Genomic DNA, 26,521 nt, shown 5'->3' with positions numbered 1-26,521 from the left:
GTAATAACAGCAGGGCCTATCTTCCCGTCATATCAGATGGGTATAACGGGAAGATAGGCTCCCATAACCATTAAAAACAGATAACAGATAAGGAATACACCATGTCAGATATGCTGAAAAATGACGTGGATCCGATCGAAACTCGCGACTGGTTACAAGCGATCGACTCGGTCATCCGTGAAGAAGGTGTTGAGCGTGCACAGTTCCTGATTGATCAGGTATTAAAACAAGCCCGTAATGGTGGTCTTAATATCGCTTTAGGCGGTTCTGTACACAGTGATTATATCAATACCATTCCTGCTGAAGATGAACCCGCTTACCCTGGCAATCTGGAATTAGAGCGTCGTATTCGTTCTGCTATTCGCTGGAACGCAGTAATGATGGTTCTGCGTGCATCCAAAAAAGATTTGGAACTCGGCGGACACATGGCGTCATTCCAATCTTCTGCAACTTTATATGAAGTGTGCTTTAACCACTTCTTCCGCGCGCAAAATGAAACTGATGGCGGTGACTTGGTTTACTTCCAAGGTCATATCTCCCCAGGTATCTACGCTCGTGCATTCTTAGAAGGTCGTTTAACAGAAGATCAATTAAACAACTTCCGTCAAGAGATTGGTGGTAAAGGTTTATCTTCTTATCCGCACCCTAAATTAATGCCTGAATTCTGGCAGTTCCCAACAGTTTCTATGGGGCTGGGACCTCTATCTGCAATTTACCAAGCTAAATTCCTGAAATATTTGAATCACCGTGGCTTAAAAGATACGACTAAACAAACTGTTTATGCGTTCTTAGGCGATGGCGAGATGGACGAGCCAGAATCTAAAGGTGCTATCACCATCGCAGTTCGCGAAAAATTAGACAACCTGTGCTTCGTGATTAACTGTAACTTACAGCGTCTTGATGGCCCAGTTACAGGTAACGGCAAAATTGTTAACGAATTAGAAGGTATCTTCGCGGGTGCTGGCTGGAACGTTATCAAAGTAATGTGGGGCGATCGTTGGGATGAGCTTCTGCGTAAAGACACTTCAGGTAAACTCATTCAATTAATGAATGAAACTCTGGATGGTGACTACCAGACATTTAAATCTCGTGACGGCGCTTATGTTCGTGAGCACTTCTTCAATCGTTACCCAGAAACAGCTGCATTAGTTAAAGATATGACTGATGATGAAATCTGGGCATTAAACCGTGGTGGTCACGATCCGAAGAAAGTCTTTGCTGCATTCCAAAAAGCAAAAGACACTCAAAACCAACCAACTGTTATTTTAGCTCAAACCATCAAAGGTTATGGTATGGGTGAAACGGCAGAAGGTAAAAACATTGCTCACCAAGTTAAGAAAATGAACATGGATGGCGTTCACCATTTCCGTGATCGTTTCAGTATTCCTGTTGCTGATGAGCAAATCAAAGACCTGCCTTATATTACTTTTGATAAAGACTCAGAAGAATACAAATATCTGCACGCACGTCGTCAGGATTTAGGTGGTTACCTACCAGCTCGTCGTCCACGTTTTGAAGAAAAACTGGATATCCCAGCACTGGAAGATTTCAGCCAATTACTGGAAGAACAATCTAAAGAGATTTCAACAACTATCGCATTCGTTCGTGCTCTGAACGTAATGTTGAAAAACAAATCTATCAAAGATCGTTTAGTTCCAATTATTGCGGACGAAGCACGTACTTTCGGTATGGAAGGTCTGTTCCGTCAAATCGGTATCTATAGCCCGAATGGCCAACAATATACGCCTCAAGACCGTGAGCAAGTTGCTTACTATAAAGAAGACGTTAAAGGTCAAATTCTGCAAGAAGGTATCAACGAACTGGGTGCTGGCGCATCTTGGTTAGCGGCTGCAACATCTTACAGCACTAACAATCTGCCAATGATCCCATTCTATATCTACTACTCAATGTTTGGTTTCCAACGTATTGGCGACTTATGCTGGGCTGCGGGCGACCAACAAGCTCGTGGTTTCTTAGTCGGTGGTACTTCAGGTCGTACAACACTTAACGGTGAAGGTTTACAGCACGAAGATGGTCATAGCCATATTCAATCGCTGACTATTCCTAACTGTATCTCTTATGATCCAGCATTCGCTTATGAAGTTGCTGTAATCATGCAAGACGGTTTAGAGCGTATGTATGGTGATAAACAAGAAAACGTTTATTACTACATCACTACACTGAACGAAAACTACCATATGCCAGCAATGCCAGCCGGTGTTGAAGAAGGTATCCGTAAAGGTATCTACAAACTGGAATCACTGGAAGGCGAGAAAGGTAAAGTTCAGTTACTGGGTTCAGGTTCTATTCTGCGTCACGTTCGTGAAGCAGCACAAATCCTGTCTGCTGAATACGGTATTGGTTCTGATGTTTATAGCGTAACTTCATTCACTGAACTGGCTCGTGATGGTCAAGATTGTGAACGTTGGAACATGCTACACCCATCTGAAGCACCGCGTGTACCTTACATCGCTCAAATTATGAATGATGCGCCAGCTGTTGCCTCTACTGACTACATGAAACTGTTCGCTGAACAAGTTCGTACTTATGTACCAGCAGATGATTACCGCGTATTAGGTACAGATGGTTTCGGTCGTTCTGATAGCCGTGAAAACCTGCGTCACCACTTCGAAGTTGATACTTCTTATGTGATTGTTGCTGCATTAGGTGAATTAGCTAAACGTGGTGAGATTGATGTGAAGGTTGTTGAAGAAGCAATCAAAAAATACAACATCAACCCTGAAAAAGTAAACCCACGTCTGGCGTAAGAGGTAAAGTGAATGTCTATTGAAATTAAAGTCCCAGATATCGGTGCTGATGAAGTTGAAGTCACCGAAGTGATGGTGAAAGTGGGCGACCGTATTGAGGAAGAACAATCCTTAATCACTGTAGAAGGCGACAAAGCTTCTATGGAAGTCCCATCACCACAAGCGGGTGTAGTTAAAGAGATTAAAATTGCCGTGGGCGACAAAGTCCAAACAGGCTCTCTTATCATGATTTTTGAAGCAGAAGGTGCCGCGCAAGCAGCACCAGCTCAAGCCGCAGCACCTGCACCAGCAGCAGCGCCTGCAACAGCTGCACTGAAAGAAGTTCACGTTCCAGATATCGGCGGTGACGAAGTTGAAGTTACTGAAGTAATGGTAAAAGTGGGCGATAGCGTTGCTGAAGAACAATCACTGATTACTGTTGAAGGCGATAAAGCTTCAATGGAAGTTCCAGCACCATTTGCTGGCGTAGTGAAAGAAATTAAAATTGCAACAGGTGATAAAGTGAGCACAGGCTCTCTTATCATGGTATTTGAAGTTGCAGGTAGTGCACCTGTTGCTCAAGCAGCTCCAGCTCCAGCGGCATCTGCACCAGCAGCATCAGCTGTGAAAGAAGTGAATGTTCCAGATATCGGCGGTGACGAAGTTGAAGTTACTGAAGTGATGGTAAAAGTAGGTGATTCCATCTCTGAAGAACAATCACTGATCACTGTCGAAGGTGACAAAGCTTCAATGGAAGTTCCAGCACCATTTGCAGGTGTGGTTAAAGAGATCAAAATTGCAGTGGGCGACAAAGTGAAAACTGGCTCACTGATCATGACTTTCGAAGTTGCCGGTGCAGCACCTGTTGCTCAAGCACCAGCGGCAGCCGCGCCAGCGCCAGCAAGTTCTGCACCAGCAGCACCCGCTAAAGCACAAGCGACTGCGCCAGCAGCGAAAGAAGAATTTGTTGAAAATGACGCTTACGTTCATGCAACACCTGTTATTCGTCGCTTAGCGCGCGAATTCGGTGTGAATTTAGCGAAAGTAAAAGGTACTGGTCGTAAAGGTCGTATCTTACGTGAAGACGTTCAATCTTACGTGAAAGAGTTAATTAAACGTGCTGAATCAGCGCCGGCAAATGCAGCTGGCGGATTACCAGGCATGTTACCTTGGCCGAAAGTTGACTTCAGCAAGTTTGGTGAAATTGAAGAAGTTGAATTAAGCCGTATCCAGAAAATCTCTGGTGCTAACTTAAGCCGTAACTGGGTGATGATCCCTCACGTAAATCTGTTCGATGAAGCAGATATCACTGAGGTTGAAGAATTCCGTAAACAGCAAAATAAAGAAGCAGAGAAGAAAAAACTGGATGTTAAGATCACTCCGTTAGTCTTCGTAATGAAAGCTGCAGCGAAAGCACTGGCAGATATGCCACGCTTTAACAGCTCTATCTCTGAAGATGGACAGAAACTGATCCTGAAAAAATACATCAATATCGGTATTGCTGTAGATACACCGAACGGTCTTGTTGTTCCTGTTTTCAAAGATGTTAACAAAAAAGGCATTATCGAACTGTCTTATGAGTTAGCTGAAGTTTCTAAGAAAGCGCGTGCAGGTAAACTGACAGCAGCAGATATGCAAGGCGGATGTTTCACTATTTCTAGCCTTGGTGGTATCGGTACTACCGGTTTTGCACCAATCGTTAACGCACCAGAAGTTGCGATTATGGGACTTTCCCGTTCTTCTATGAAACCAGTATGGAACGGCAAAGAATTCGTACCACGCTTGATTTTACCAATGTCATTATCTTTCGATCACCGTGTGATCGATGGTGCTGACGGTGCTCGATTCATCACTCTGATTAATCAGTACATGAGTGATTTACGTCGTTTGGTAATGTAATTTTAAAACCGGTGCTTAGCGCCGGTTTCTCTGATTACAGTGATGGATTTTACAGTCATACATCTTAGGTTGTGAGATCCGTCATGTTAGAGCGCTTTTCAGTTTATTAACATTTCTGTAAACTGCATGCGGTATGTAAGTCTCGGTGTTAAATATGGATTATCGTCTGACTCGCCGGACAAATAAATAATGAGGTCACGATGAGTACTGAAATTAAAGCACAGGTAGTGGTTCTCGGTGCAGGCCCTGCGGGTTATTCCGCGGCGTTCCGTTGCGCTGACTTAGGTTTAGAAACAGTTTTAGTGGAACGTCACTCTACTTTAGGTGGTGTTTGTCTGAACGTGGGTTGTATCCCTTCTAAAGCGTTACTCCACGTTGCTAAAGTTATCGAAGAAGCGAAAGCATTATCTGAACACGGTGTTGTATTTGACGCACCAAAAACAGATATCGACAAAATTCGCATCTGGAAAGATAAAGTTATTTCTCAGTTAACTGGTGGCTTAGCTGGTATGGCTAAAGGCCGTAAAGTGACTGTCGTTAATGGCGAAGCACGATTCACTGGTTCTCACACATTGTCTGTTGAAGGTGCTGAAGGTACAACTACCATCACTTTTGATAATGCAATCGTTGCTGCCGGCTCACGTCCAATCGAATTACCATTCATTCCACATGAAGACCCACGTGTATGGGATTCAACAGATGCACTGCAACTGAAAACTGTACCAGAGCGTTTACTGGTTATGGGTGGCGGTATCATCGGTCTGGAAATGGGTACGGTTTATCACTCTCTGGGTTCTCAGATTGACGTAGTTGAAATGTTTGATCAGGTTATTCCTGCTGCTGATAAAGACGTGGTTAAAGTATTTACCAAACGTATCAGCAAGAAATTTAACCTGATGCTAGAAACCAAAGTAACTGCGGTTGAAGCAAAAGAAGATGGCATCTACGTAACAATGGAAGGCAAAAAAGCCCCAGCAGAACCACAGCGTTACGATGCAGTATTAGTTGCTATCGGTCGTGTACCTAACGGTAAATTGTTAGACGCAGGTAAAGCAGGTATCGAAGTTGATGATCGTGGCTTTATCCATGTTGATAAACAAATGCGTACTAATGTACCTCACATCTTTGCTATCGGTGACATCGTTGGTCAACCAATGCTGGCTCACAAAGGTGTCCACGAAGGTCACGTTGCAGCAGAAGTTATCTCTGGTAAGAAACATTACTTCGATCCTAAAGTTATTCCATCAATCGCTTATACTGAACCCGAAGTTGCATGGGTTGGTATGACTGAAAAAGAAGCGAAAGAGAAAGGCGTTAGCTATGAAGTGGCTTCTTTCCCTTGGGCAGCATCAGGTCGTGCAATCGCATCAGATTGTGCAGATGGTATGACTAAACTGATTTTCGACAAAGAAACTAACCGTGTTATCGGTGGTGCAATTGTTGGTTCTAATGGTGGTGAACTGTTAGGTGAAATCGGTCTGGCAATCGAAATGGGTTGTGATGCTGAAGATATCGCATTAACTATCCACGCTCACCCAACGTTATACGAATCAATCGGTATGGCTGCGGAAGTATTTGAAGGTAGTATCACTGACCTGCCAAATCCAAAAGCGAAAAAGAAAAAATAAGCGACTCGTTTACTGAAAAACAGTTTACTGAAGTAGTTTAAATGATAAGGGCTAAGTTCTTTATAGAACTTGGCTCTTTTTTTATGTCTTTTTGTTGAGGCTAGCGTTGCTTAACTAAGGGGAATATTGGCGATTAGGCATTTTTGTCGTTTATTTAACCGTGAATTTGGCTTTAGTACTAATTTGGGGATGAAAAAAACTATAAAAAGTGTGGTTATTAACCAAAATCTTGGTTAAAAGTCCCTGTTATATATTTTGTTTAAGTGTTTTAATCTGAATAAGTGGATATTTGAATCTGATTAATGTTACTTTTATGTGAACGAATTAACATCGTGTTGAAGATTTGCTATGCTGATAGCCCTTAGCTGGGCATAATTTTACAACCTCTTATGTTTTATGCGAGCAAAAGATCCTCTGACCTGGCATCCTTCAACAGACAGGGTGCAGACAGCCGGGTTATACAAAATGACAAAGAAGCGAGGAGACAGTCGTGCTAGAAGAATACCGTAAGCACGTAGCAGAGCGTGCAGCTGAAGGTGTCGTTCCAAAACCTCTCGATGCCACACAAACAGCCGCACTTGTTGAGCTATTAAAAAATCCCCCTAAAGGTGAAGAAGAATTTCTTCTTGATTTAATTGTTAACCGCGTTCCACCCGGAGTTGATGAAGCTGCCTATGTTAAGGCGGGTTTTTTAACTGCCCTCGCGAAAGGCGAAACCACATCACCTCTTATTACTCCAGAAAAAGCAGTTGAATTATTAGGCACCATGCAAGGTGGCTATAATATCCATGCTTTAATTGACGCTCTGGACAACGATAAATTAGCTCCAATTGCAGCTAAAGCGCTTTCTCATACATTACTGATGTTTGATAACTTCTATGATGTTGAAGAAAAAGCGAAAGCAGGTAACGTCTATGCTAAGCAAATCATGCAATCTTGGGTTGATGCACAGTGGTTTACTGAACGTCCTGCATTAGCAGAAAAAATTACTGTTACCGTATTTAAAGTCACTGGTGAAACTAATACCGATGACTTATCTCCAGCACCTGATGCTTGGTCTCGTCCTGATATCCCATTACATGCTTTAGCAATGCTGAAAAATGCGCGCGAAGGCATTGAACCAGATCAACCGGGTAGCGTAGGTCCTATCAAACAAATCGAAGCGTTAAATAAAAAAGGCTTCCCACTGGCTTATGTCGGTGACGTTGTAGGTACTGGCTCATCACGTAAATCAGCAACTAACTCTGTACTTTGGTTTATGGGAGACGATATTCCTTTCGTTCCTAATAAACGCGGTGGTGGTGTTGTTCTTGGTGGCAAAATCGCACCTATCTTCTTTAATACTATGGAAGATGCAGGCGCACTCCCTATCGAAGTTGATGTTTCTAAATTAAATATGGGTGATGTCATTGATATTTACCCGTACAAAGGTGAAATTCGTAACCATGAAACGAATGAGTTACTGGAAACCTTTGAGCTGAAAACCGAAGTATTAATTGATGAAGTTCGTGCTGGTGGTCGTATTCCATTGATCATCGGTCGTGGGTTAACATCAAAAGCGCGTGAATCACTGGGTTTACCAGCTAGCACACTGTTCCGTCATGCTAAACCTGTTGCAGAAAGCAATCGTGGTTTCTCATTGGCTCAGAAAATGGTTGGTCGCGCTTGTGGTCGTACTGGTATTCGCCCGGGCGAATATTGCGAGCCAAAAATGACCTCAGTGGGTTCACAAGATACAACAGGCCCAATGACTCGTGATGAGCTAAAAGACTTGGCGTGCCTTGGTTTCTCTGCTGATTTAGTGATGCAATCATTTTGTCATACCGCGGCTTATCCAAAACCGGTAGACGTTACAACGCATCACACCTTACCTGACTTTATTATGAACCGTGGTGGTGTTTCACTGCGTCCGGGCGATGGCATTATCCACTCATGGTTAAACCGTATGTTATTACCTGATACTGTCGGTACAGGTGGTGACTCGCATACTCGCTTCCCTATTGGTATCTCATTCCCAGCAGGCTCTGGCCTAGTGGCTTTTGCTGCGGCAACAGGGGTTATGCCATTAGATATGCCAGAATCTGTTCTGGTACGTTTTAAAGGCGAAATGCAACCGGGTGTGACACTGCGTGATTTAGTTCATGCTATTCCTTATTACGCAATTCAAGACGGTTTACTGACAGTTGAGAAAAAAGGTAAGAAGAATATTTTCTCTGGTCGTATTCTTGAGATTGAAGGCTTACCAGAACTGAAAGTAGAACAAGCATTTGAACTTGCTGATGCATCAGCAGAACGTTCAGCGGCGGGTTGTACCATTAAACTGGATAAAGCGCCTATTATTGAGTACTTGCAATCTAATATCATCTTACTGAAATGGATGATTGCTGAAGGTTATGGCGATCGTCGTACCATTGAACGTCGTATTACTTCAATGGAAAACTGGTTGAAAGATCCGCAATTACTTGAAGCTGATGCAGACGCAGAATATGCAGCTGTGATCGAAATTGATTTAAATGAGATCAAAGAGCCAATTCTATGTGCGCCTAACGATCCAGATGATGCTCGCCTATTATCTGAAGTGGCAAACAGCAAAATTGATGAAGTGTTCATTGGCTCTTGCATGACCAATATTGGTCACTTCCGTGCTGCTGGTAAACTGCTTGATCAACACAAAGGTCAATTACCAACACGTTTATGGGTTGCTCCACCAACAAAAATGGATGCTGCTCAATTAACGGAAGAGGGCTATTATAGCGTCTTTGGTAAGAGTGGAGCACGTATCGAAGTACCGGGTTGTTCACTATGTATGGGTAACCAAGCGCGTGTTGCTGATGGTGCAACTGTTGTTTCAACCTCAACACGTAACTTCCCTAACCGCTTAGGTACAGGTGCTAATGTATATCTTGCCTCTGCGGAGCTTGCAGCGGTTGCTTCATTACTAGGTCGTTTACCAGAGCCACAAGAGTATCTGGATTTCATGAATAAAGTGGATGAAACAGCAGAAGATACTTATCGCTATCTAAACTTTGACCAACTAGAGCAGTATACCGATAAAGCAGACCAAGTTATTTTCCAAACAACGGTATAACGGTTAATTTATTGCTTTAAAGTATTTAATATGAACAAACGGGAGGCAAATGCCTCCCGTTTTTTGTTATTTTTGTCATAATAAGAATAAGATATTTTTTTATTAAAAAAGCGAGAGCTTTATAAGGGGCGTACACCATGGATTATGAATTTCAGCGAGATCTCACTGGCGGTATACTAGCCCGTTTTTCGATGGATCATGAAGCAATAGGCTATTGGCTGAATGATGAAATTCAGGGCGACATTAGTCTTATCGATCAAATTCTTGAAGAAATGGAAGGTATTAAAGGTAGTGAAAGACAGTGGGAACTTATCGGTAAAGAATACAGTCTTTCTATTGATGACGAAGAAGTAATGATAAGAGCCAATACCTTGCATTTTGAAACAGATGAAATGGAAGAGGGGATGAGCTATTACGATAACGAAAGCATCTCTTTCTGTGGTTTAGATGATTTTGCTACCATGCTACAAAAATATCGGTTATTTATTCTGGAAAATAGAGGAAATTAACAATTCCTATATATTTTTGGAATAAATCTGCCACAATATACTATTGAATTACTATTCTTTTCATTACGTTTTTAAGTTTAAAAGGTGGTCTAATGAATGAATTACCCGCTAGTTTAGATGAAGCAACAGGTTGGTTTGTGGCAAATCAGGATCTCTTTATTCAATATGCTGTGAATATTATTGCGGCATTTTTGATCCTGTTTGTTGGTCTTTTTGTGGCAAAAATGATTGGTAAAGGTGTCGCAAGAGTTTTAACGTTGCGCCACATTGATGCCACTGTTGTCACATTTCTGTCAGTTCTTGTTCGTTATACCGTTGTTGCTTTTACCTTAATTGCGGTATTAGGACGATTAGGGGTTCAAACTGCTTCTGTTATTGCCGTACTCGGTGCCGCCGGTTTAGCCGTTGGTTTAGCATTACAAGGCTCGCTGTCTAACTTTGCTGCTGGTGTGCTGATTGTTATTTTCCGTCCGATCCGTACTAATGAATATGTAATGATCGGTTCTGTTGAAGGTACAGTGAGAGATGTGCAGATTTTCTCAACCACATTACGTTCAGCTGATGACAGAATTATCGTTATTCCAAATAGCAAAATTATCAGTAGCGAAGTTATCAACTTAACGCGTGAGCCTAATCGCCGTACACAAATTATGGTTGGTGTGGCTTATGATGCTGATATTGATAAAGTGAAACAAGTGCTGGGTGATGTTGTCGCTAAAGACAAACGTATTCAACATGATAAAGGTGTGACTATCCGTTTACATGAAATGGCACCGTCTTCATTAAACTTTGTAGTACGTGTTTGGACTACGAATGGTGATGCATGGCCTGTTTATTGGGATTTGATGGAAGATTTTAAACGCACATTAGATGCGAATAATATCGGTATTCCATTCCCACAAATGGATGTTTATATGCATCAAACGCAAAGTGCGACAGCGAAAGCAGAATAGTCTCACAAGAATAAATGATATAGAGCCACGTTAATAACGTGGCTTTTTTGTATGATAAGACAGGAGAAATAATAAGATAACACAGATGACGAAAGGGATTGGATACTAAAGATGGAGATAATCTTAAGGAGTTTCTTTTTCGTTTTTCATTATTTTGATAGTTATATTATATTTGCTTTGGCGCTTTTATTGTTGTGGTATTCCCATAAAGCAGAGAAAAAGCGAACACGTATTATCTTATTTATTACCGCATTAATTGTGGTAACACCTCATGTTACTATCTGTTCTAATTTTATTTTTATGTTATTAATGAATATGGCTATTTCATCCTATTAATCCTACTGACATTTTATTTTTCCTATTTTATCGCCATTAGTTTTTCTTATTATCAATAAGAATGATTCATTTCCTCTAATATCAAAATCCCTCTATTATTCATCTAATATTAAACGAATAATTATTAAGGTATTTTGCATGTTTACAACTTTTTTTCAGGGGTTTTTGTTAAGTGCAGCAATGATTTTGCCAATTGGTGCACAAAACGCCTTTGTTTTACAGCAAGGAAGTAAAAAACAATTTCACTTGATGAGTGCGTTTTTATGCGCTTTAAGTGATGTGATTTTAATTACGGCAGGTGTCTTTGGTGGAAGTGCTTTGCTTAGCCAATCAGAAATACTTTTATTATTGATCACTTGGGGAGGTGTGGCGTTCTTACTATGGTATGGCTGGAGTGCATTTAAAACTGCATTTTCAAAAGATATTGAATTATCACAAAGTGAAAATCAGGTAAAAAGTCGTTGGCGAGTGATTGTGACATTAGTTGCCGTGACTTGGCTTAACCCTCATGTTTATTTAGACACCTTTGTTGTGATAGGTAGCATTGGCGGACAATTAACATCAGAACTGCGTCCTTGGTTTACATTTGGTGCGGTATTTGCCTCTATAAGCTGGTTTTTTGCGTTATCACTATTAGCAGCTTGGTTTTCTCCAATATTAAGTAAAGCACGCTCTCAACGTATTATTAATCTGTTTGTAGGATGTGTAATGTGGTTTATTGCTGTTCAATTAGCAGCGCAAGGATGGAAAACTCTCTTTTAATCTTAAAGAACTTTACATCAGATATGCTAAGGTTCTTCTTAGCCATAAAAAGATGGTCTTAAAATTTATTATGTCGGGGGTTTTTGTGAAATTAAAAGCAATTGTATTAGCATCCGTGTTTACGCTGGGATTACCTTCATTTGCATTAGCGGCGTCTGAGCCAGAAGGACCACATATTACAACATCGGGTAATGCGACAATTAAAGCCGCTCCTGATATGGCGACATTATATATTCAGGTTAGCGAAAGAGCGAAAGATGCCGCCCTTGCTAAGAAACAAGCTGATGAACGAGTCGCAAAATATTTTGCTTTCTTAAAAGAAAACGGTGTTGTGAAAGAAGATATTGATGCGGCTAATATCCGTACTCAACCAAACTATGAGTATGATAAAAAAGCAGAGCGTTCAGTGATTAATGGCTATACCGCAACACGTACTGTGAATGTCAAAATTAAGAAACTAGAGCAGCTTAATACATTACTTGATGGTGCATTAGCGGCTGGTTTAAATGAAATTAATAACGTTGAGTTTGGCGTAAATAATCCAGAGCAATACAAGTCAAAAGCACGTGAAGTTGCGATTAAAAATGCCATTGATCAAGCAACATCTGTCGCTAAAGGTTTTGGTGCTGATTTGGGTGCTGTTTATAGCGTGAGCTATCGCGCTCCAGAAGCCACGCCTTATACTATTGGGCAAGTTCGTATGGATTCAATGGCATTAAAAGCGCAAGCACCTGCTGCTGTGCAAGAAACCTATGAACAGCAAAGCATCGAGTTTAAAGATTATGTTGATGTCGTTTTTGAATTAAAACGCACTAAATAATCATGCAGTGATGAAAAAATAGGCTTCAATATGAAGCCTATTTTTTTGAGTTAATTAAGATGAAACCACGTATTATTCTTCATCTTGTTTTAAAACTTTACGACCAAAATCAATGAGTGCGTCTGTCACTTTTCTCATGGTTCTACTTTCTGGTGCAAATCGGTGCCAATAGAGCATACGTCGCTGGCAAAGTCCCGGTGTCAAATCAACCAATTCTCCGCTTTTTAGTTCATTAGCAATTTGCAGATGAGGGATCATACAACAAGTTGAACCTTGTTTAGCTAATTGCACAAAGGCTTCAGAGGAGTTCACGATATGGCACGGTACACTGCCCGGAGATAAACCGAAATTTTGTTGTAAAAATGCCTGATGCATATCATCAAGATGGTCAAATGCCACTGCTGGTGCTTTTAATAATGAAGATTTAGTTACACCGTTGGAAAAGTAGCGTTGAGCAAAGTCAGGAGAAGCAACAAATAGGTAATCGAGAGCACCTAATTGATCGACAAGACAACTCGGTAGTGCTTGAGGCTGAATACTGATTGCGCCAACGACTTCGCCTCGTCTTAATCGTTCTTGAGTGCGAGTTTCATCTTCAACTTGAATATTGAGACGAATAGGCAGTTGCGTTAATACGGGATGTAACGCAGGCAATAACCATGTTGCTAAACTGTCCGCATTCACCGCTAAAGAGAGTAAAAGAGGTGTGGAACCACTATTTTCATCACCTAACCATTGCTCTTCAAGTAATTCTACTTGATGCAATAGTGCTAATAATTTTTGCCCTTGCTCTGTAGGTTGAGGTGGAACAGTTCTGACTAAGAGCGGTTGTCCAAATAAATTTTCTAACTGTTTGATACGCTGAGAAACGGCAGATTGTGTAATACATAATTTTTGCGCAGCTCGTTCAAAGCCACGCTCTCGAATGACGGCATCAAGGGCTTGTAATGCTCGATAATCAGGGCGTTTCATTAACAGACTCTCTTCGATTTTATATTCTATTGCTTACTATGCCATATTTTTCGTTGCAATGAGTTAAAATGTTGCTTCTCAGTTTTTGATGTGTCTCGTGCTAGTTTTGAATGCAATATGCTATTCTTAGTCCATTAACGTGATAAATAAGGTTTTTTTAAATGACTCAGGATGAATTGAAAAAAGCAGTAGGTTGGGCAGCGCTTGAATATGTAAAACCAGGCACGATTGTTGGTGTCGGTACTGGCTCTACGGCTTCTCACTTTATTGATGCATTAGCAACAATGAAAGGTCAAATCGAAGGCACAGTTTCAAGTTCAGAAGCATCAACTGCAAAATTAAAGAGTTACGGCATTCCCGTTTTCGACTGCAACGAAGTCGATTCTTTAGATATCTATGTTGATGGTGCTGATGAAATTAACCATCAAATGCAGATGATCAAAGGTGGTGGTGCGGCATTAACGCGTGAAAAAATTATTGCGGGCGTAGCGAAAACATTTATCTGTATCGTTGATGAATCTAAACAAGTCGATGTGTTAGGTAAATTTCCACTACCCGTAGAAGTTATTCCAATGGCGCGCTCTTATGTTGCGCGTGAACTCGTTAAACTGGGTGGTTTACCAGAATATCGTGAAAATGTGGTAACTGATAACGGTAACGTTATTTTAGACGTTCATAATTTAACAATTCTTAACCCTATTGAACTGGAAAACAAAATTAACAGTATTCCGGGTGTTGTCACTGTAGGATTATTTGCTAACCGTGGCGCGAATGTTGTTTTAATGGGCACTTCTGAAGGTGTGAAAACCATTAAGTAATTCTTTTTAAGATAGGTAGCTATGGCTACCTATTTTTTAAATTATTTTAGAAACTGCAAATTCAGTGATATATATCACACGATAGTTATATCTCTCTTTAAAATCCTGCCATTTTCAAAGTCAAAATCATTTTACTCGGTAGAAAATCACTTTATTTACCGCTTATTCTGTCATCACTGCAATCGGTTGTATTGCCACAAAATCTATTTTTGTTATGTTGATGAGACAGGATTTTGTTTTTCATTAAATGTAATAACGATAGGGCAGGGTAAATGGTCAAAGTATCTTTGGAAAAAGAAAAGATAAAGTTTCTACTCCTTGAAGGTGTGCACCAAAGTGCAGTAGAAAATTTAAGAGCTGCGGGTTATACCAATATTGAATATCACAAAGGCGCATTATCGGACGAAGAATTAAAAGAAGCTATCCGTGATGCACGTTTTGTTGGTCTTCGTTCCCGCACTCACTTAACAGAAGAAATTTTTGCAGCCGCTGAAAAATTAGTTGCTGTGGGATGCTTCTGTATCGGTACTAATCAGGTTGATTTAGACGCCGCTGCTCGTCGCGGTATTCCTGTATTTAACGCTCCTTTCTCAAACACCCGTTCCGTGGCTGAGATGGTGCTTGGTGAATTACTGTTATTACTGCGTCGTATTCCTGAAGCAAATGCGAAAGCGCATCGTGGAGTTTGGGATAAACAAGCCAAAGGCTGTTTTGAAGCACGTGGTAAAAAACTGGGTATTATTGGTTATGGTCACATTGGTACACAGTTAGGTATTTTGGCAGAAAGCGTGGGTTTAGATGTCTATTTTTACGATATTGAAAACAAACTGCCATTAGGTAATGCAACACAAATTCGTCATCTCTCTGAACTGTTGAATATGTGTGACATTGTCAGTTTACATGTGCCAGAAACACCATCAACCAAAAATATGATTGGGCATGAAGAAATTCAGCGCATGAAACCGGGCTCAATTCTTATCAATGCTTCTCGTGGGACTGTGGTTGATATTCCTGCGTTATCACAAGCGCTAGAATCTAAACATTTATCAGGCGCAGCAGTTGACGTATTCCCAACAGAGCCGGGTGCAAATAACGATCCTAACGATCCATTTGTTTCTGAACTTATCAAGTTTGACAATGTGATATTAACACCGCATATCGGTGGTTCAACTCAAGAAGCACAAGAAAACATCGGTTATGAAGTTGCGGGTAAATTAGCGAAATATTCAGATAACGGCTCTACATTATCTGCTGTTAACTTCCCTGAAGTATCACTGCCAAGCCACGGTGATGATGTAAACCGTTTACTGCATATTCATGAAAACCGCCCAGGTATGATGAACAGTATCAACAAAGTGTTTACTGAAGAAAACATCAACGTAGCTGCACAGTATTTACGTACATCAGGTAACGTAGGTTATGTTGTGATTGATATTACAACACAAACGAAAGCTCAAGCTGAATTAGTGTTACAAAAAATCAAAGCATTACCGGGAACAATCCGTGCTCGTATGCTTTACTAATTATTGATACATTATCGGTAATATATTGAAGGCTCGAAATATCGAGCCTTTTTTGTTTTTATTAAATCTTTATTAAATTTTAATTATTGAATTTGTTGCTGCCATAATTGGTAATAGAGTGCTCGATTTTCTATTAAATGAGTATGTGTCCCTTCTTCTAATACCCTACCTTTATCTATTACATAGATATAATCTGAATGCACTAATGTATTTAGACGATGTGCAATACTAATTACGGTTCTGTTTTTACAAATCTGAGGTAAGTTCGCTAAAATTTGTGCTTCTGATCTGTAATCTAATGCTGATGTTGCTTCATCTAAAATAAGAATACGCGGATCGGTTAACAAGGCTCTAGCAAGCGCAATACGTTGACGCTGTCCTCCTGATAAGTTGTGACCTCTTTCTCCAACTTGAGTGTTAAAACCTAAAGGGAGTTGCTCAATAAAGTCTAAAGCGCCTGCAAGTTGAGAAGCTTCTATTATCTCTCTTTCACTCGCACTGGGTTTTGATAAACGAATATTCTCAATAATCGAGCCACTAAATAAATAACTCTCTTGTAAAACGAGACTAATACTTTGGCGTAAAGAGAGCGGATCGGCGATAGCGAGATCCATTCCATCAATATAAATTTGTCCTTGTTGAGGAGTATAAAGGCGTTGGATCAAACGTGTAAGAGTGCTCTTTCCTGAACCAGAACGACCTGTAATACCAATAAACTTACCGGCAGGAATAGATAAAGAGAGTGCTTCTATGATATCTGGTGTGTTATTGGCGTAACGGAAATAAACATTTGAAAAAACAATGCTTCCTTTGATTTTAGGAACGGTTGCTGTTCCATAAGATTGATGCTCGGTAGGTGTGTTTAAAATATCGCCAACACGACGTAAAGAAATGGTTGCTTGCTGAAAATCTTGCCAGCATTGCGCTAAGCGTAAAATAGGCTGTGTAATATGTGCAGCAAAAAGATTAAAAGCAATAAGCTCACCTACACTCATTTGTGCTTTGATAATTAAATTAACGCCTTGCCATAAAATAGTGGCTATCGCGATTTTATGGATGATAGAGATAAGCTGTTGTGCAAATAACGCTTTTTTAGCACCAGAGAAACGCTTATTAATATGATCTGTAAGTTTGTATTGCCATCTTTCTATAAATTTATTTTCTGTTGCTGTTATTTTTATGGTTTCGATACCGTTTATTGCTTCTGTTAGTAGACTGGTATTATCCGCATTAGCTTGATATTCCTGCTCAACCCAATAGCGAATAAAAGGACCACAAATAAGCCAAAGCAGAAAATAGAGTGTTAATGCACCTAAGGTTATCCATGTTAAAAGTGACGAATACATGAACATGACAGAAATAAATACGATAATAAAAATCAGATCAAGCAATAGCATAAATGCAGAGCTAGTAATAAATTGTCGAATATGTGAAAGCTCTTGAATACGAGTAATGATTTGCCCTGATTGGCGTTGATTAAAAAAATGACTAGGCAAGCGGATAAGATGTTGGAATACTTTTCCTGAAAGTTCAGCACTTAACTGACAAGAAATAAAAACATATAGCTTATCGCGCAAATAAAGATAGAGGGGTTCGGTAATAGCAATCAGAATCAATAAATAACCCAAAAGATGTAGGTTAGATAGATCCCTTCCTGTTAGCACTTTATCAATCATAATTTCAAAAATTAAAGGACTGACTAATGCAAATAGTTGACAGCAACAAACTAAAATAAAGATAAAAAGCAATGCGTTTTTTTGTCTTAATAGAGAAGGAATAAACCAGCGAAAATTAAACTTAGCTGATAATGGTGAAGGCTCTTTAGTAATAAGTAATAGTGTATTAATCTCCTTTTTTTTATCAATAATAAACTCAATTTCAATACTATTCTTAGGATCAAAAACAATAAGTTTTTCCTTTTTTATCTCCTTTAAGATATACCAATGCTTATCTATTTCGATAATTGTGCTAATCATAGCGCTGTTTTTTTTGTCATAATCCAATATATCAAATTGACATTTTAAATTGAGTAATTTAGCTGATTCAAAAATATTCCACTTATTAAGATGGTTGTCACAACCAAGAAAATGAATGATCTGTTCTTTTTTTATATTTCCTCTGCCTTTTTTAGAAAAATAAAGTAATCCATCAATAATAGAGTGGTGATATTGGTTTTCTTCCATATTAGTTATATTTTCCATAATATAAGGGATCTTATTTTTATTTTTCAGTGAGTGCATTATGACGATAAGCTTCTATTGGGCTTAAAATATAATCAATGACACGACGTTGTTCAGTGATTATTTCGGCAGTTAAAGACATACCCGGAATGAGTCGATATTCCCTTTGGCTATTTTTAATTGTCTGTCTGTTTAATCTAATAGTTGCGGGATAAACTAAGCCTAATTGATCGTGCTGAACAGCATCTTTAGCAATATTAATAACTTCGCCTTCAATGGTGCCATAGCGTGTATAAGGAAAAGCATCTATTTTTATCATTGCTTTTTGTCCTAGATGAACAAAACCAATATCTTTATTGAGCAAATTAACTTCTGCAATATTATCTTGGTTATCAGGTACTATTATCATCACACCTTGTGATGGTTGTAATACGCTACCTAGTGTATGAGTTGAAATTTGTTGAACTGTACCTGTTATGGGAGAGCGTACTTTTTTTAGTTGTTGTTTCTTTTGAAGATGGCTAAGATTTTGATTGTAAATAATCAATTCACTTTCATACTGTTTATATTTATCATGCCATTCTAGATATTTTTGTTTCTCTAATTGATTTAGATTTTGCTTTTTCTGTTCTTCTTGGCTTTTTAATAGGTTATATTCTGAATCTTTCGTTTTTATCAGTCTGTTTATTTCTAGTAACTCTTTTTGATTTTCTAGATACTCTATCTTACTAATAAATTTTTTTATATACAGTGTTTTTTTCAATGTGAATCGTTGTTCAATGTTTTCTTTTAATGCTTTTAATGATAATAAATCATTGTGAGTCATTAATTGATTTTTATTATTTACTTCAATTTCTGTCTCGATTACTTTTATATTACTATCAAATTCTTCCTTTTCTTTTTGATAACTAATTAAAACATTTCTTTTTGCTTTTTTATCTAACGTATTAAAATGATAAAGCTTTTGAGGCGATGTTTCTTGGCTTAATGTTTGATAGCGTATTTTAAACTGTAAAATATTATCAATTTTTTTTCTTATTCCTATTATTTCTTCATCAATACCTAATATATCAAGTGTTAGTAATATATCGCCTTGATTGACTTTTTGTCCTTCCTTTACATGGAGTGTTGCTAATCGACTATGTTCATATATTTGAATAAGTTGAGAATGTCCAATAGCAATAAGTTTACCTGTTGCCGGGGATTGTATATTCAATTTACCGAAATAAGCCCATAGAAGAAAGACAATAACATTTAATGAAATAAGTATTGCAATATAACGACTATAAGGTGTGATGGGTTTTTCGATAAGAGCGATATGGTTAGGGTAAAAATCATAATTTTTTGCTTTATCTTTACGCTGAAAAATAGAGGATATATTTAGTTTCATTTTCAACATCCTTGTTGAAGTTGCCAAAGTTTTTTGTAATAACCACTGTTTGCAATTAATTCTTTATGGTTTCCATCTTCAATAATTTGCCCTTTATTTAACACAATAATACGAGAACAATTTCGAATAGTTGAAAGGCGATGAGCAATGATAATAACGGTTTTATCTTTAGCAATAAGGGGGAGGTTATTTTGAATTATGGCTTGGGAGTTATCATCTAAAGCGCTGGTGGCTTCATCGAAAATTAGAATTTTAGGTGAGGATAATAAGGCTCTGGCAATCGCAATACGTTGGCGTTGACCTCCTGATAATGATGTTCCTCCTTCTGTAATAAGCGTGTCATATCCTAAGGGAAGCTTTAAAATAAATTCGTGAGCACCTGCTATTTTGGCAACGTGAATAACTTCTTCTAAAGAAGCATGTTGATGAGTTAATCGAATGTTATCAAAAATACTTAAGTTAAATAAAAAGTTCTCTTGTAATACAAAACCGATTTGTTGGCGTAGGTTAGTTAAATGAAACTGTGTAAGAGGAATACCGTCAATTTTTATACAGCCTGATTGTGGAATATAAAGACCTGAAATCATTCGCACTAAGGTGCTTTTCCCCGAGCCTGAAGTACCAACAATACCAATAACTTCATGTTTTTTAATATGTAATGAAATATTATTTAAAATAACAGGAGTATTGCTTTGATAATAAAAACTCACCTTATTAAAGGTAATTTCACCTTTGATATTGGATTGCCGTGTTGCAGTATCCTGCTCTTTAGGAAGATTAAGAATATCTTGTAAGTTATAGATAGCGTTTTTTGTTCTGATATATTTACCCCAAACATCAATTGCCGTTGCAAAGGGTTGTAAACAGAATCTAAGGAGCATCATGAACGCAATAAGTTGACCTATTGTTATCGAAAGAGAAATGACTTCATAGGCACCTAGCCATAACAGTAATGCCATCGTTGTTTTATTAAGAAATAACACAATAAAGCGCGAGAAATTATCAATATTTTGAAGTGATAAGCTTTTAGAGGTGACCTGATGAATTTGTGTATACCACTGTTGTGTAAATCGAGGCTCAAGCGAAAGGCTTTTAATTGTTTCAATCCCCCCTAAACTTTCGGTAAGAAATCCAGTATTAATTGCCGCTTTTTGATAAAGCTGTTGAACAGCAAGCTCTATTTTAGGTGCGAGAAATTTAGCTAAAATAAAGTAAAAAGGGATCGTGGTAATAAAAAATAAAGTGAGTTTTAACGAAAATATTGCCATTGCAACGATAAATATAAAGATAAAAGAAAAATCGACAATTAGCATCAATAACGTATTAGTAATAAATTCTCTAATAATATCTAATTCTTTTACTCGAGCGACAATGGCACCAGTTTGCCGAGATTTAAAATAACTAATCGGTAATCTAAATAAATGTTCGGTCAGTTTTAAGCTTAGAGTGATATCAATTTTATTTGCTGTGTGGTGATAGATGTACTCTCTAATTCCTTTTAGTACACCTTCATAAATAGCAATAAAAACCAAAGTAATAACTAATAAATCAAGTGTTAATAGGGCTTGATGAACAATTATCTTATCCATAATAATTTGTGTAACTAACGGAGTTGCCAATAGTAATAATTGCAAAACTAATGAATAAAACAAAATACCATAAAAAATGGTTTTATGTTTTTTAAATACAGGGAAAAACCAAGCAATGCTGAATTCATTATTTGATTTGAAATCAAGGTAATAGATGGTTTTCATTTTAAATAAACTATCTCTACTAATAGTTTCTGTTTTATCTGTTTGAGTGTTATAAATAAGAATGTTGTTGTTATTGTTTTTTAGTAAAATAAATGAATTTTCATTGTTATCTATAATAATTAACTTATGGTTTATTTGTTTTTTTAATAAAGTTGATTTTTTTATTTTCTTTAATTTAAAGTTGTGCTCTTTTTCTAATGAATTTACTGTGTGATTGTGTTCTGTTTTTATTTCTTTATTTTCAATTAGGCTGATAATAATGTTAATGCATTTAATTAAATGAATGTCTTTATTATTCATTAGAGTAAATACCTTTTTATAGAGGGAATATAAAAGGTATTTAAGAGTGTTTTTTTTATAAAAAATATAAAAAAACACAGATAACTATTGATACTAAAAAATAGAATAGTTTAAAAACACCATCTTTTTTCAGGAGTAATAATTTCAGGTAATGGAACATCCCAATCAGCGGTAGGGAGAGAATCAACTTGTTGGCAAGTGTGAGCAAGCCCCATTGGGTAAAATGATTTTTGTTGCCAGTTTTCTAACGTCCTATCGTAAAAACCGCCTCCCATACCTAATCGTTGACCTTGTGCATCAAAAGCGACTAATGGTGTAAAGATAATATCAATATTAGAGATGGGAATAACCATGTTCACATTTAAAGGAGGTTCAGAAATATTAAAGCGATTTTTTACTAACGGAGTCGAGGGTGTGTAACGTAAGAAAAGGAGATGATGGCGATGAAATGGGTGTAATACGGGTAAGCAAACTTGTTTATTTAATGTCCATAACTGGGAGATCAAAGGTGATGTATCAATTTCACCATCAAAAGAAAGAAACAGTGCAATAGTCTGTGCTTGTTTAATTTTAGGATGAGCAAGAACTTGCTCGCATAATTTATCAGCTGCTTGTTGTTGCTCTTCTAATGTGAGTAAACGACGTTTTTGGCGAATAGCTTTGCGGATCTCATCTCTTTGTTGAAAAAGTGAAGTGTGCGTCATTCATCAATCCATCAATAAGCGGTTGGTATTAAGTAGAAACCATCATTTTAATCAATTTATCACACTTTAGAGGTAAGAAAGCGAAGAAGTTGAAGATATGAGAATGAAGGCATAAAAAAAGTTCTAAACATTAAGTAGTTATAAAATACTTAGTGTTTAGAACTTTAGTAGGAGGTCTCCAAGATGCCGCCGCAAGCTGTAACCCTTGAACCCATGGTCCAAGGTGAACATAGTGTTGCTGCCATTAGGCTGCCTGAACGAATCGGGTATGCTCACAAGCAACAGATCACCACGTTCTATGTGTTTCGAATATCGGCTCAGGGGACTGGCCCGCTGGCAAACATCTCAGAGAAATTTGGTGGGTGCGCTAAGCACCTTATCTATGAACTATTGTATTATTTTAATTGTAGAAAGCAACCTATTATCTGTGAATTTCGTGGTGTACGCATGCTTTCTGAACAAATCTACTTCGCAGTTGAAAAAGTGCGATCATGGTGCTTGCCTTGATCGTGTAAAGCTTGTTCAATGGATTGTTGTAGCATTTTTATTTTCTCTTCCATGTTGTAGGCATAGTCTCTGGTTTTTAACTTTTCTTCTGCCAACTCATGACTCATATTTAATGCCACGATAAAAATTAAGTGCTCTGTATTGGAAACACCACTGCGTTCTTTGAGATCTTGTAATCGTTGTTCCAGTTCAGCAGCAGAAGCCAGTAAAGCATCTCTTTGTTCTGGTGGGCAATTGACACGTAATGAACGCCCAAAAATTTGAAGATCAACGGGTTGTGCGGACATGATTCCTTCCTGACATAAAATCTGTGCTACGTGTTTAGTAGTGTATACGGTTATAACGCTGTATTAAACGCTATTACTGCAAAAATTCCAATGATTAACATGGCTTAACTGGTACAGCGACTTCTATTGATGGTAGCATATCTTGAACTATTCCCCTAAATGCGACGTTTATTCTTATGTCAAAACAGAACACATTACCGAATTATCAAACTATTGATGCACTATTACAGCAACATACAGTACCTTTAACCGCGGCTGAAATGCATGGTTTGATCACAGGATTTATTTGCGGTGCAGTGCGTGATAGCAGTTGGAAAACCTTATTACACGATCTGACCAATGAAGGTTTAGCTTTTCCTAAAACGCTATCAGAGCCGCTTGAAGAGCTTTATCACATCACCTACGAACAGCTCGATGACAGTGTGTTCAATTTCTCGATGTTAGTACCTGACGAATCTGAATCTGTTTTTCCAAGAGCTGATGCCCTTGCGGGGTGGGTTAATCATTTTCTTTTAGGTCTGGGGGTTGCTCAACCTAAGTTGTCTGATCATAAAGAATTGACCGAAGTGATTACTGATTTACGTAATATTGGTGCGCTAGGTTACGAAGAAGACGAAAACCAAGAAGAACTTGAAGATGCGCTTGAAGAAGTCAGTGAATATGTAAAAGTATCCGTTCAACTTTGTTATATCACTTTTGTCGCACCAAAAGACAAAGGAAATGATGAACAAAATGAGCAACGTGTCTTACATTAATTGCATCATTAATTTCATCATTAATTGCATCATTAATTAGATAACCATAAAGATAAATGAAAGACAGGAGTGGGTATGAATAAGCAAGAATTTTTATCCCGTCGTCAGGCATTATTAGCACAAATGAAGCCTGCGAGTGCAGCTATCTTTTTTGCCGCACCACCAGCGCAACGTAATGCTGATAGTGAGTATCCTTATCGCCAACATAGTGATTTCCTTTATCTAACCGGTTTCAGCGAGCCTGAAGCTATTCTTGTGCTGATTAAAAGTGATGAAACACATAATCATAGTGTACTTTTTAATCGTGTTAGAGATTTAACCGCTGAAATTTGGTTTGGTCGTCGCCTTGGACAAGAAGCAGCACCTGAAAAATTGGGTGTTGATAAGGCACTACCTTATGAAGATGTGGGTGAACAACTTTACCAATTATTAAACGGGTTAGATGTTGTTTATCATGCTCAAGGTGAATACGCGTTTGCTGATGAGATAGTCTTTAGCGCATTAGAAACGTTAAGAAGAGGCTCTCGCCGCAACTTAAAAGCACCACAGACCATTATTGATTGGCGTCCAATTGTTCATGAACAACGTCTGTTTAAATCTGATTTTGAACTTGAATTACTGCGTAAAGCCGGAAAAATTACCGCATTAGCACATACACGTGCGATGCAAAAATGCCAGCCGGGTATGTATGAATATCAACTTCAAGGTGAGATTGAACATGAGTTTGTTTCTCATGGTGCGCGTTTCCCTTCTTATAACAGTATTGTCGGCAGTGGTGAAAATGGTTGTATTCTGCACTACACCGAAAATGAAACCAAAATGCGTGATGGAGATTTAGTTCTCATTGATGCAGGCTGTGAATACGAAGGTTATGCTGGTGATATCACCCGTACTTTCCCTGTTAATGGTAAATTTAGCCGTCAACAACGCGAAATTTATGACATCGTCTTAAAATCCATCAATGTTTCTTTGGAATTGTACAAACCTGGTACAAGTATCAAAGAAGTCACAGAGCATGTCGTGTATATCATGGTCGAAGGACTGGTTAAACTGGGCATTATGCACGGTGAAATCGATCATCTTATTGAGACAAAAGCCTATCAGCGTTTCTTTATGCATAGTTTAAGCCACTGGTTAGGTCTTGATGTTCATGATGTTGGTCATTATGGCACTGAGCGTGACCGTATTTTAGAACCAGGTATGGTACTGACCATTGAACCGGGGCTTTACATTGCACCAGATGCAGACGTGCCACAAGAATATCGCGGTATCGGTATTCGTATTGAAGATGACATTGTTATCACGGAAACAGGCAATGAGAATTTAACGGCATCTGTTGTTAAAAATCCTGATGAAATTGAAGCTCTGATGGCAGGAAAAATTTAAGGCTAAAATCAGCATGAATGTGATTATTGTGGGTGGTGGAATGGCAGGTGCGACATTAGCACTTGCACTCTCTACATTAAATAAAGGTAAGATTTCAATTTCGTTAATTGAAGCAAGAGAGCCTGACAATGGGCATCCTGGGTTTGATGCAAGAGCGATTGCATTAGCACATGGAACAGCAAAACGGTTAGAGCAAATCGGGCTTTGGTCAACATTAAAACCTTTTGTTACCCCCATTAATCACGTTCATGTCTCTGATAGAGGGCATTGTGGTTTTGTTAATATTCATGCACAAGACTATGATATATCAGCACTGGGTTATGTTGTTGAATTACATGATGCAGGGCGTCAGCTTTTTGCCAAGTTGAAAAAACAATCTAATATCACACTTTATTGCCCTGCTAAAGTTGAACAAGTTCAACGTAATATCGATTCTGTTGAGGTAACACTTGATGATGGTACGCAATTATCGGGTGACTTACTGATTGCCGCTGATGGTACGAACTCACCTATTGGTCACCAGTGCCATATTCAATGGCAACGAGAGCCTTATAACCAAGTGGCTGTGATTGCTAATGTCAAAACGCAAATCGATCCTCAAGGTAAAGCTTTCGAGCGCTTTACGGAATTTGGTCCATTAGCCATGTTACCAATGAGTGAAGGGCGCAGCTCATTAGTGTGGTGCCATCCGATTGAAAAGCTGGATGAAGTTTCACAGTGGGATGATGAAACAACTATCGCACATTTACAGCGTGATTTTGGCTGGCGTTTAGGAAAGATAGAGCATATTGGCAAGCGAAATTGTTACCCTTTAGCACTACAAAAAGCCAATCAAATTATTGGTCATCGTTTAGCGTTAGTTGGAAATGCCTCGCAAACACTTCATCCTATTGCAGGACAAGGTTTTAACCTCGGTTTACGTGATGTTATGGCGCTCGCCAATACGATCACCCAAGCGATTAATGCCAATACCGATATTGGTAGTTATCGAGTACTCTCTCAATATCAACAACTTCGACAGCAAGATAGAGAAAAAACAATCTCTATTACCGATGGGTTGGTGAAAATGTTTGCAAATCGTTGTGTGCCACTGATTATTTCTCGCAACTTAGGGTTAATGACGATGGAATTGCTTCCAATGATGAGAGATAAATTGGCGCATCAAACATTGGGCTGGACAGACTAGACAAGCAGAAAAGAACA

General features: G+C 38.6%; 19 protein-coding genes and 1 other RNA gene. 13 read left to right on the top strand and 7 right to left on the bottom strand.

The features are described 5' to 3' along the window. Positions 1-101: 101 nt before the first annotated feature. The 8 genes from aceE to D7029_RS13600 all read left to right on the top strand — a co-directional run bounded on the left by aceE (position 102) and on the right by D7029_RS13600 (position 12,742). A complete protein-coding gene (aceE, locus tag D7029_RS13635; protein ID WP_194950938.1) occupies positions 102-2,768 on the top strand; it encodes a pyruvate dehydrogenase (acetyl-transferring), homodimeric type in 2,667 nt (888 codons plus the stop codon). A 12-nt stretch (positions 2,769-2,780) separates the two neighbouring features. Continuing rightward, a complete protein-coding gene (gene aceF / locus D7029_RS13630; protein ID WP_194950937.1) occupies positions 2,781-4,646 on the top strand; it encodes a pyruvate dehydrogenase complex dihydrolipoyllysine-residue acetyltransferase in 1,866 nt (621 codons plus the stop codon). 200 nt (positions 4,647-4,846) lie between these two features. Then, positions 4,847-6,274 (top strand): dihydrolipoyl dehydrogenase, encoded by a 1,428-nt coding sequence (gene lpdA, locus D7029_RS13625; RefSeq protein ID WP_075670832.1) that lies wholly within the window; start codon positions 4,847-4,849, stop codon positions 6,272-6,274. 490 nt (positions 6,275-6,764) lie between these two features. Next, positions 6,765-9,362, top strand: coding sequence for a bifunctional aconitate hydratase 2/2-methylisocitrate dehydratase (gene acnB / locus D7029_RS13620; protein WP_194950936.1), 2,598 nt, complete (start codon positions 6,765-6,767; stop codon positions 9,360-9,362). A 137-nt stretch (positions 9,363-9,499) separates the two neighbouring features. Further along, positions 9,500-9,871 carry a YacL family protein gene (locus tag D7029_RS13615; RefSeq protein WP_088494947.1) on the top strand — a complete coding sequence of 124 codons (372 nt, stop codon included), beginning with the start codon at positions 9,500-9,502 and terminating at the stop codon, positions 9,869-9,871. 92 nt (positions 9,872-9,963) lie between these two features. Further along, a complete protein-coding gene (mscS, locus tag D7029_RS13610) occupies positions 9,964-10,824 on the top strand; it encodes a small-conductance mechanosensitive channel MscS (protein ID WP_194950935.1) in 861 nt (286 codons plus the stop codon). A 474-nt stretch (positions 10,825-11,298) separates the two neighbouring features. Next, a complete protein-coding gene (gene argO / locus D7029_RS13605; protein WP_194950934.1) occupies positions 11,299-11,922 on the top strand; it encodes an arginine exporter ArgO in 624 nt (207 codons plus the stop codon). Between the two features lie 85 nt (positions 11,923-12,007). Beyond that, positions 12,008-12,742 (top strand): oxidative stress defense protein, encoded by a 735-nt coding sequence (locus tag D7029_RS13600; protein ID WP_098942211.1) that lies wholly within the window; start codon positions 12,008-12,010, stop codon positions 12,740-12,742. Between the two features lie 72 nt (positions 12,743-12,814). Here the strand turns inward: D7029_RS13600 and D7029_RS13595 are convergent, their stop codons facing one another. Further along, complete coding sequence (locus D7029_RS13595; protein ID WP_088494952.1) at positions 12,815-13,714, bottom strand: LysR family transcriptional regulator ArgP; 900 nt, start codon at positions 13,712-13,714, stop codon at positions 12,815-12,817. Positions 13,715-13,875: 161 nt separating this feature from the next. Here D7029_RS13595 and rpiA point away from each other — a divergent pair, with 161 nt between their 5' ends. Together rpiA and serA are read left to right on the top strand one after the other, a co-directional pair. Continuing rightward, positions 13,876-14,532: a ribose-5-phosphate isomerase RpiA gene (rpiA, locus tag D7029_RS13590; RefSeq protein ID WP_072069239.1), complete on the top strand. Its 657-nt coding sequence runs from the start codon at positions 13,876-13,878 to the stop codon at positions 14,530-14,532. Between the two features lie 272 nt (positions 14,533-14,804). Then, the gene (gene serA, locus D7029_RS13585; RefSeq protein WP_088494954.1) at positions 14,805-16,055 is read left to right on the top strand and encodes a phosphoglycerate dehydrogenase; all 1,251 of its coding nucleotides are present in this window, start codon (positions 14,805-14,807) and stop codon (positions 16,053-16,055) included. Positions 16,056-16,138: 83 nt separating this feature from the next. Here serA and D7029_RS13580 read toward each other — a convergent pair whose 3' ends face one another. The 6 genes from D7029_RS13580 to zapA all read right to left on the bottom strand — a co-directional run bounded on the left by D7029_RS13580 (position 16,139) and on the right by zapA (position 23,177). Then, positions 16,139-18,256, bottom strand: coding sequence for a type I secretion system permease/ATPase (locus D7029_RS13580; RefSeq protein ID WP_228766690.1), 2,118 nt, complete (start codon positions 18,254-18,256; stop codon positions 16,139-16,141). 19 nt (positions 18,257-18,275) lie between these two features. Further along, complete coding sequence (locus D7029_RS13575; protein WP_228766689.1) at positions 18,276-19,625, bottom strand: HlyD family type I secretion periplasmic adaptor subunit; 1,350 nt, start codon at positions 19,623-19,625, stop codon at positions 18,276-18,278. 2 nt (positions 19,626-19,627) lie between these two features. Beyond that, positions 19,628-21,679 (bottom strand): peptidase domain-containing ABC transporter, encoded by a 2,052-nt coding sequence (locus tag D7029_RS13570; RefSeq protein WP_194950932.1) that lies wholly within the window; start codon positions 21,677-21,679, stop codon positions 19,628-19,630. Between the two features lie 110 nt (positions 21,680-21,789). Continuing rightward, a complete protein-coding gene (locus D7029_RS13565) occupies positions 21,790-22,383 on the bottom strand; it encodes a 5-formyltetrahydrofolate cyclo-ligase (protein WP_194950931.1) in 594 nt (197 codons plus the stop codon). A 171-nt stretch (positions 22,384-22,554) separates the two neighbouring features. Beyond that, positions 22,555-22,738, bottom strand: a non-coding RNA gene (gene ssrS / locus D7029_RS13560) — 6S RNA. Between the two features lie 109 nt (positions 22,739-22,847). Next, entirely contained in the window at positions 22,848-23,177 is a 330-nt protein-coding gene (gene zapA, locus D7029_RS13555) for a cell division protein ZapA (protein WP_023581530.1), read from the bottom strand. 176 nt (positions 23,178-23,353) lie between these two features. Here zapA and D7029_RS13550 point away from each other — a divergent pair, with 176 nt between their 5' ends. The 3 genes from D7029_RS13550 (at position 23,354) to ubiH (ending at position 26,504) form a co-directional block, all read left to right on the top strand. Next, entirely contained in the window at positions 23,354-23,932 is a 579-nt protein-coding gene (locus D7029_RS13550; RefSeq protein WP_194950930.1) for a YecA family protein, read from the top strand. 75 nt (positions 23,933-24,007) lie between these two features. Then, complete coding sequence (gene pepP, locus D7029_RS13545; protein ID WP_194950929.1) at positions 24,008-25,318, top strand: Xaa-Pro aminopeptidase; 1,311 nt, start codon at positions 24,008-24,010, stop codon at positions 25,316-25,318. A 13-nt stretch (positions 25,319-25,331) separates the two neighbouring features. Next, positions 25,332-26,504, top strand: coding sequence for a 2-octaprenyl-6-methoxyphenyl hydroxylase (ubiH, locus tag D7029_RS13540; protein ID WP_194950928.1), 1,173 nt, complete (start codon positions 25,332-25,334; stop codon positions 26,502-26,504). Positions 26,505-26,521 lie beyond the last annotated feature (17 nt).

Origin of the sequence: Proteus vulgaris, from assembly GCF_016647575.1 — a bacterium.
GTDB lineage: Bacteria > Pseudomonadota > Gammaproteobacteria > Enterobacterales > Enterobacteriaceae > Proteus > Proteus mirabilis_B.
The sequence above is the reverse complement of the archived record's forward strand: the minus strand, read 5'-3'. Positions and strand labels throughout refer to the sequence as shown.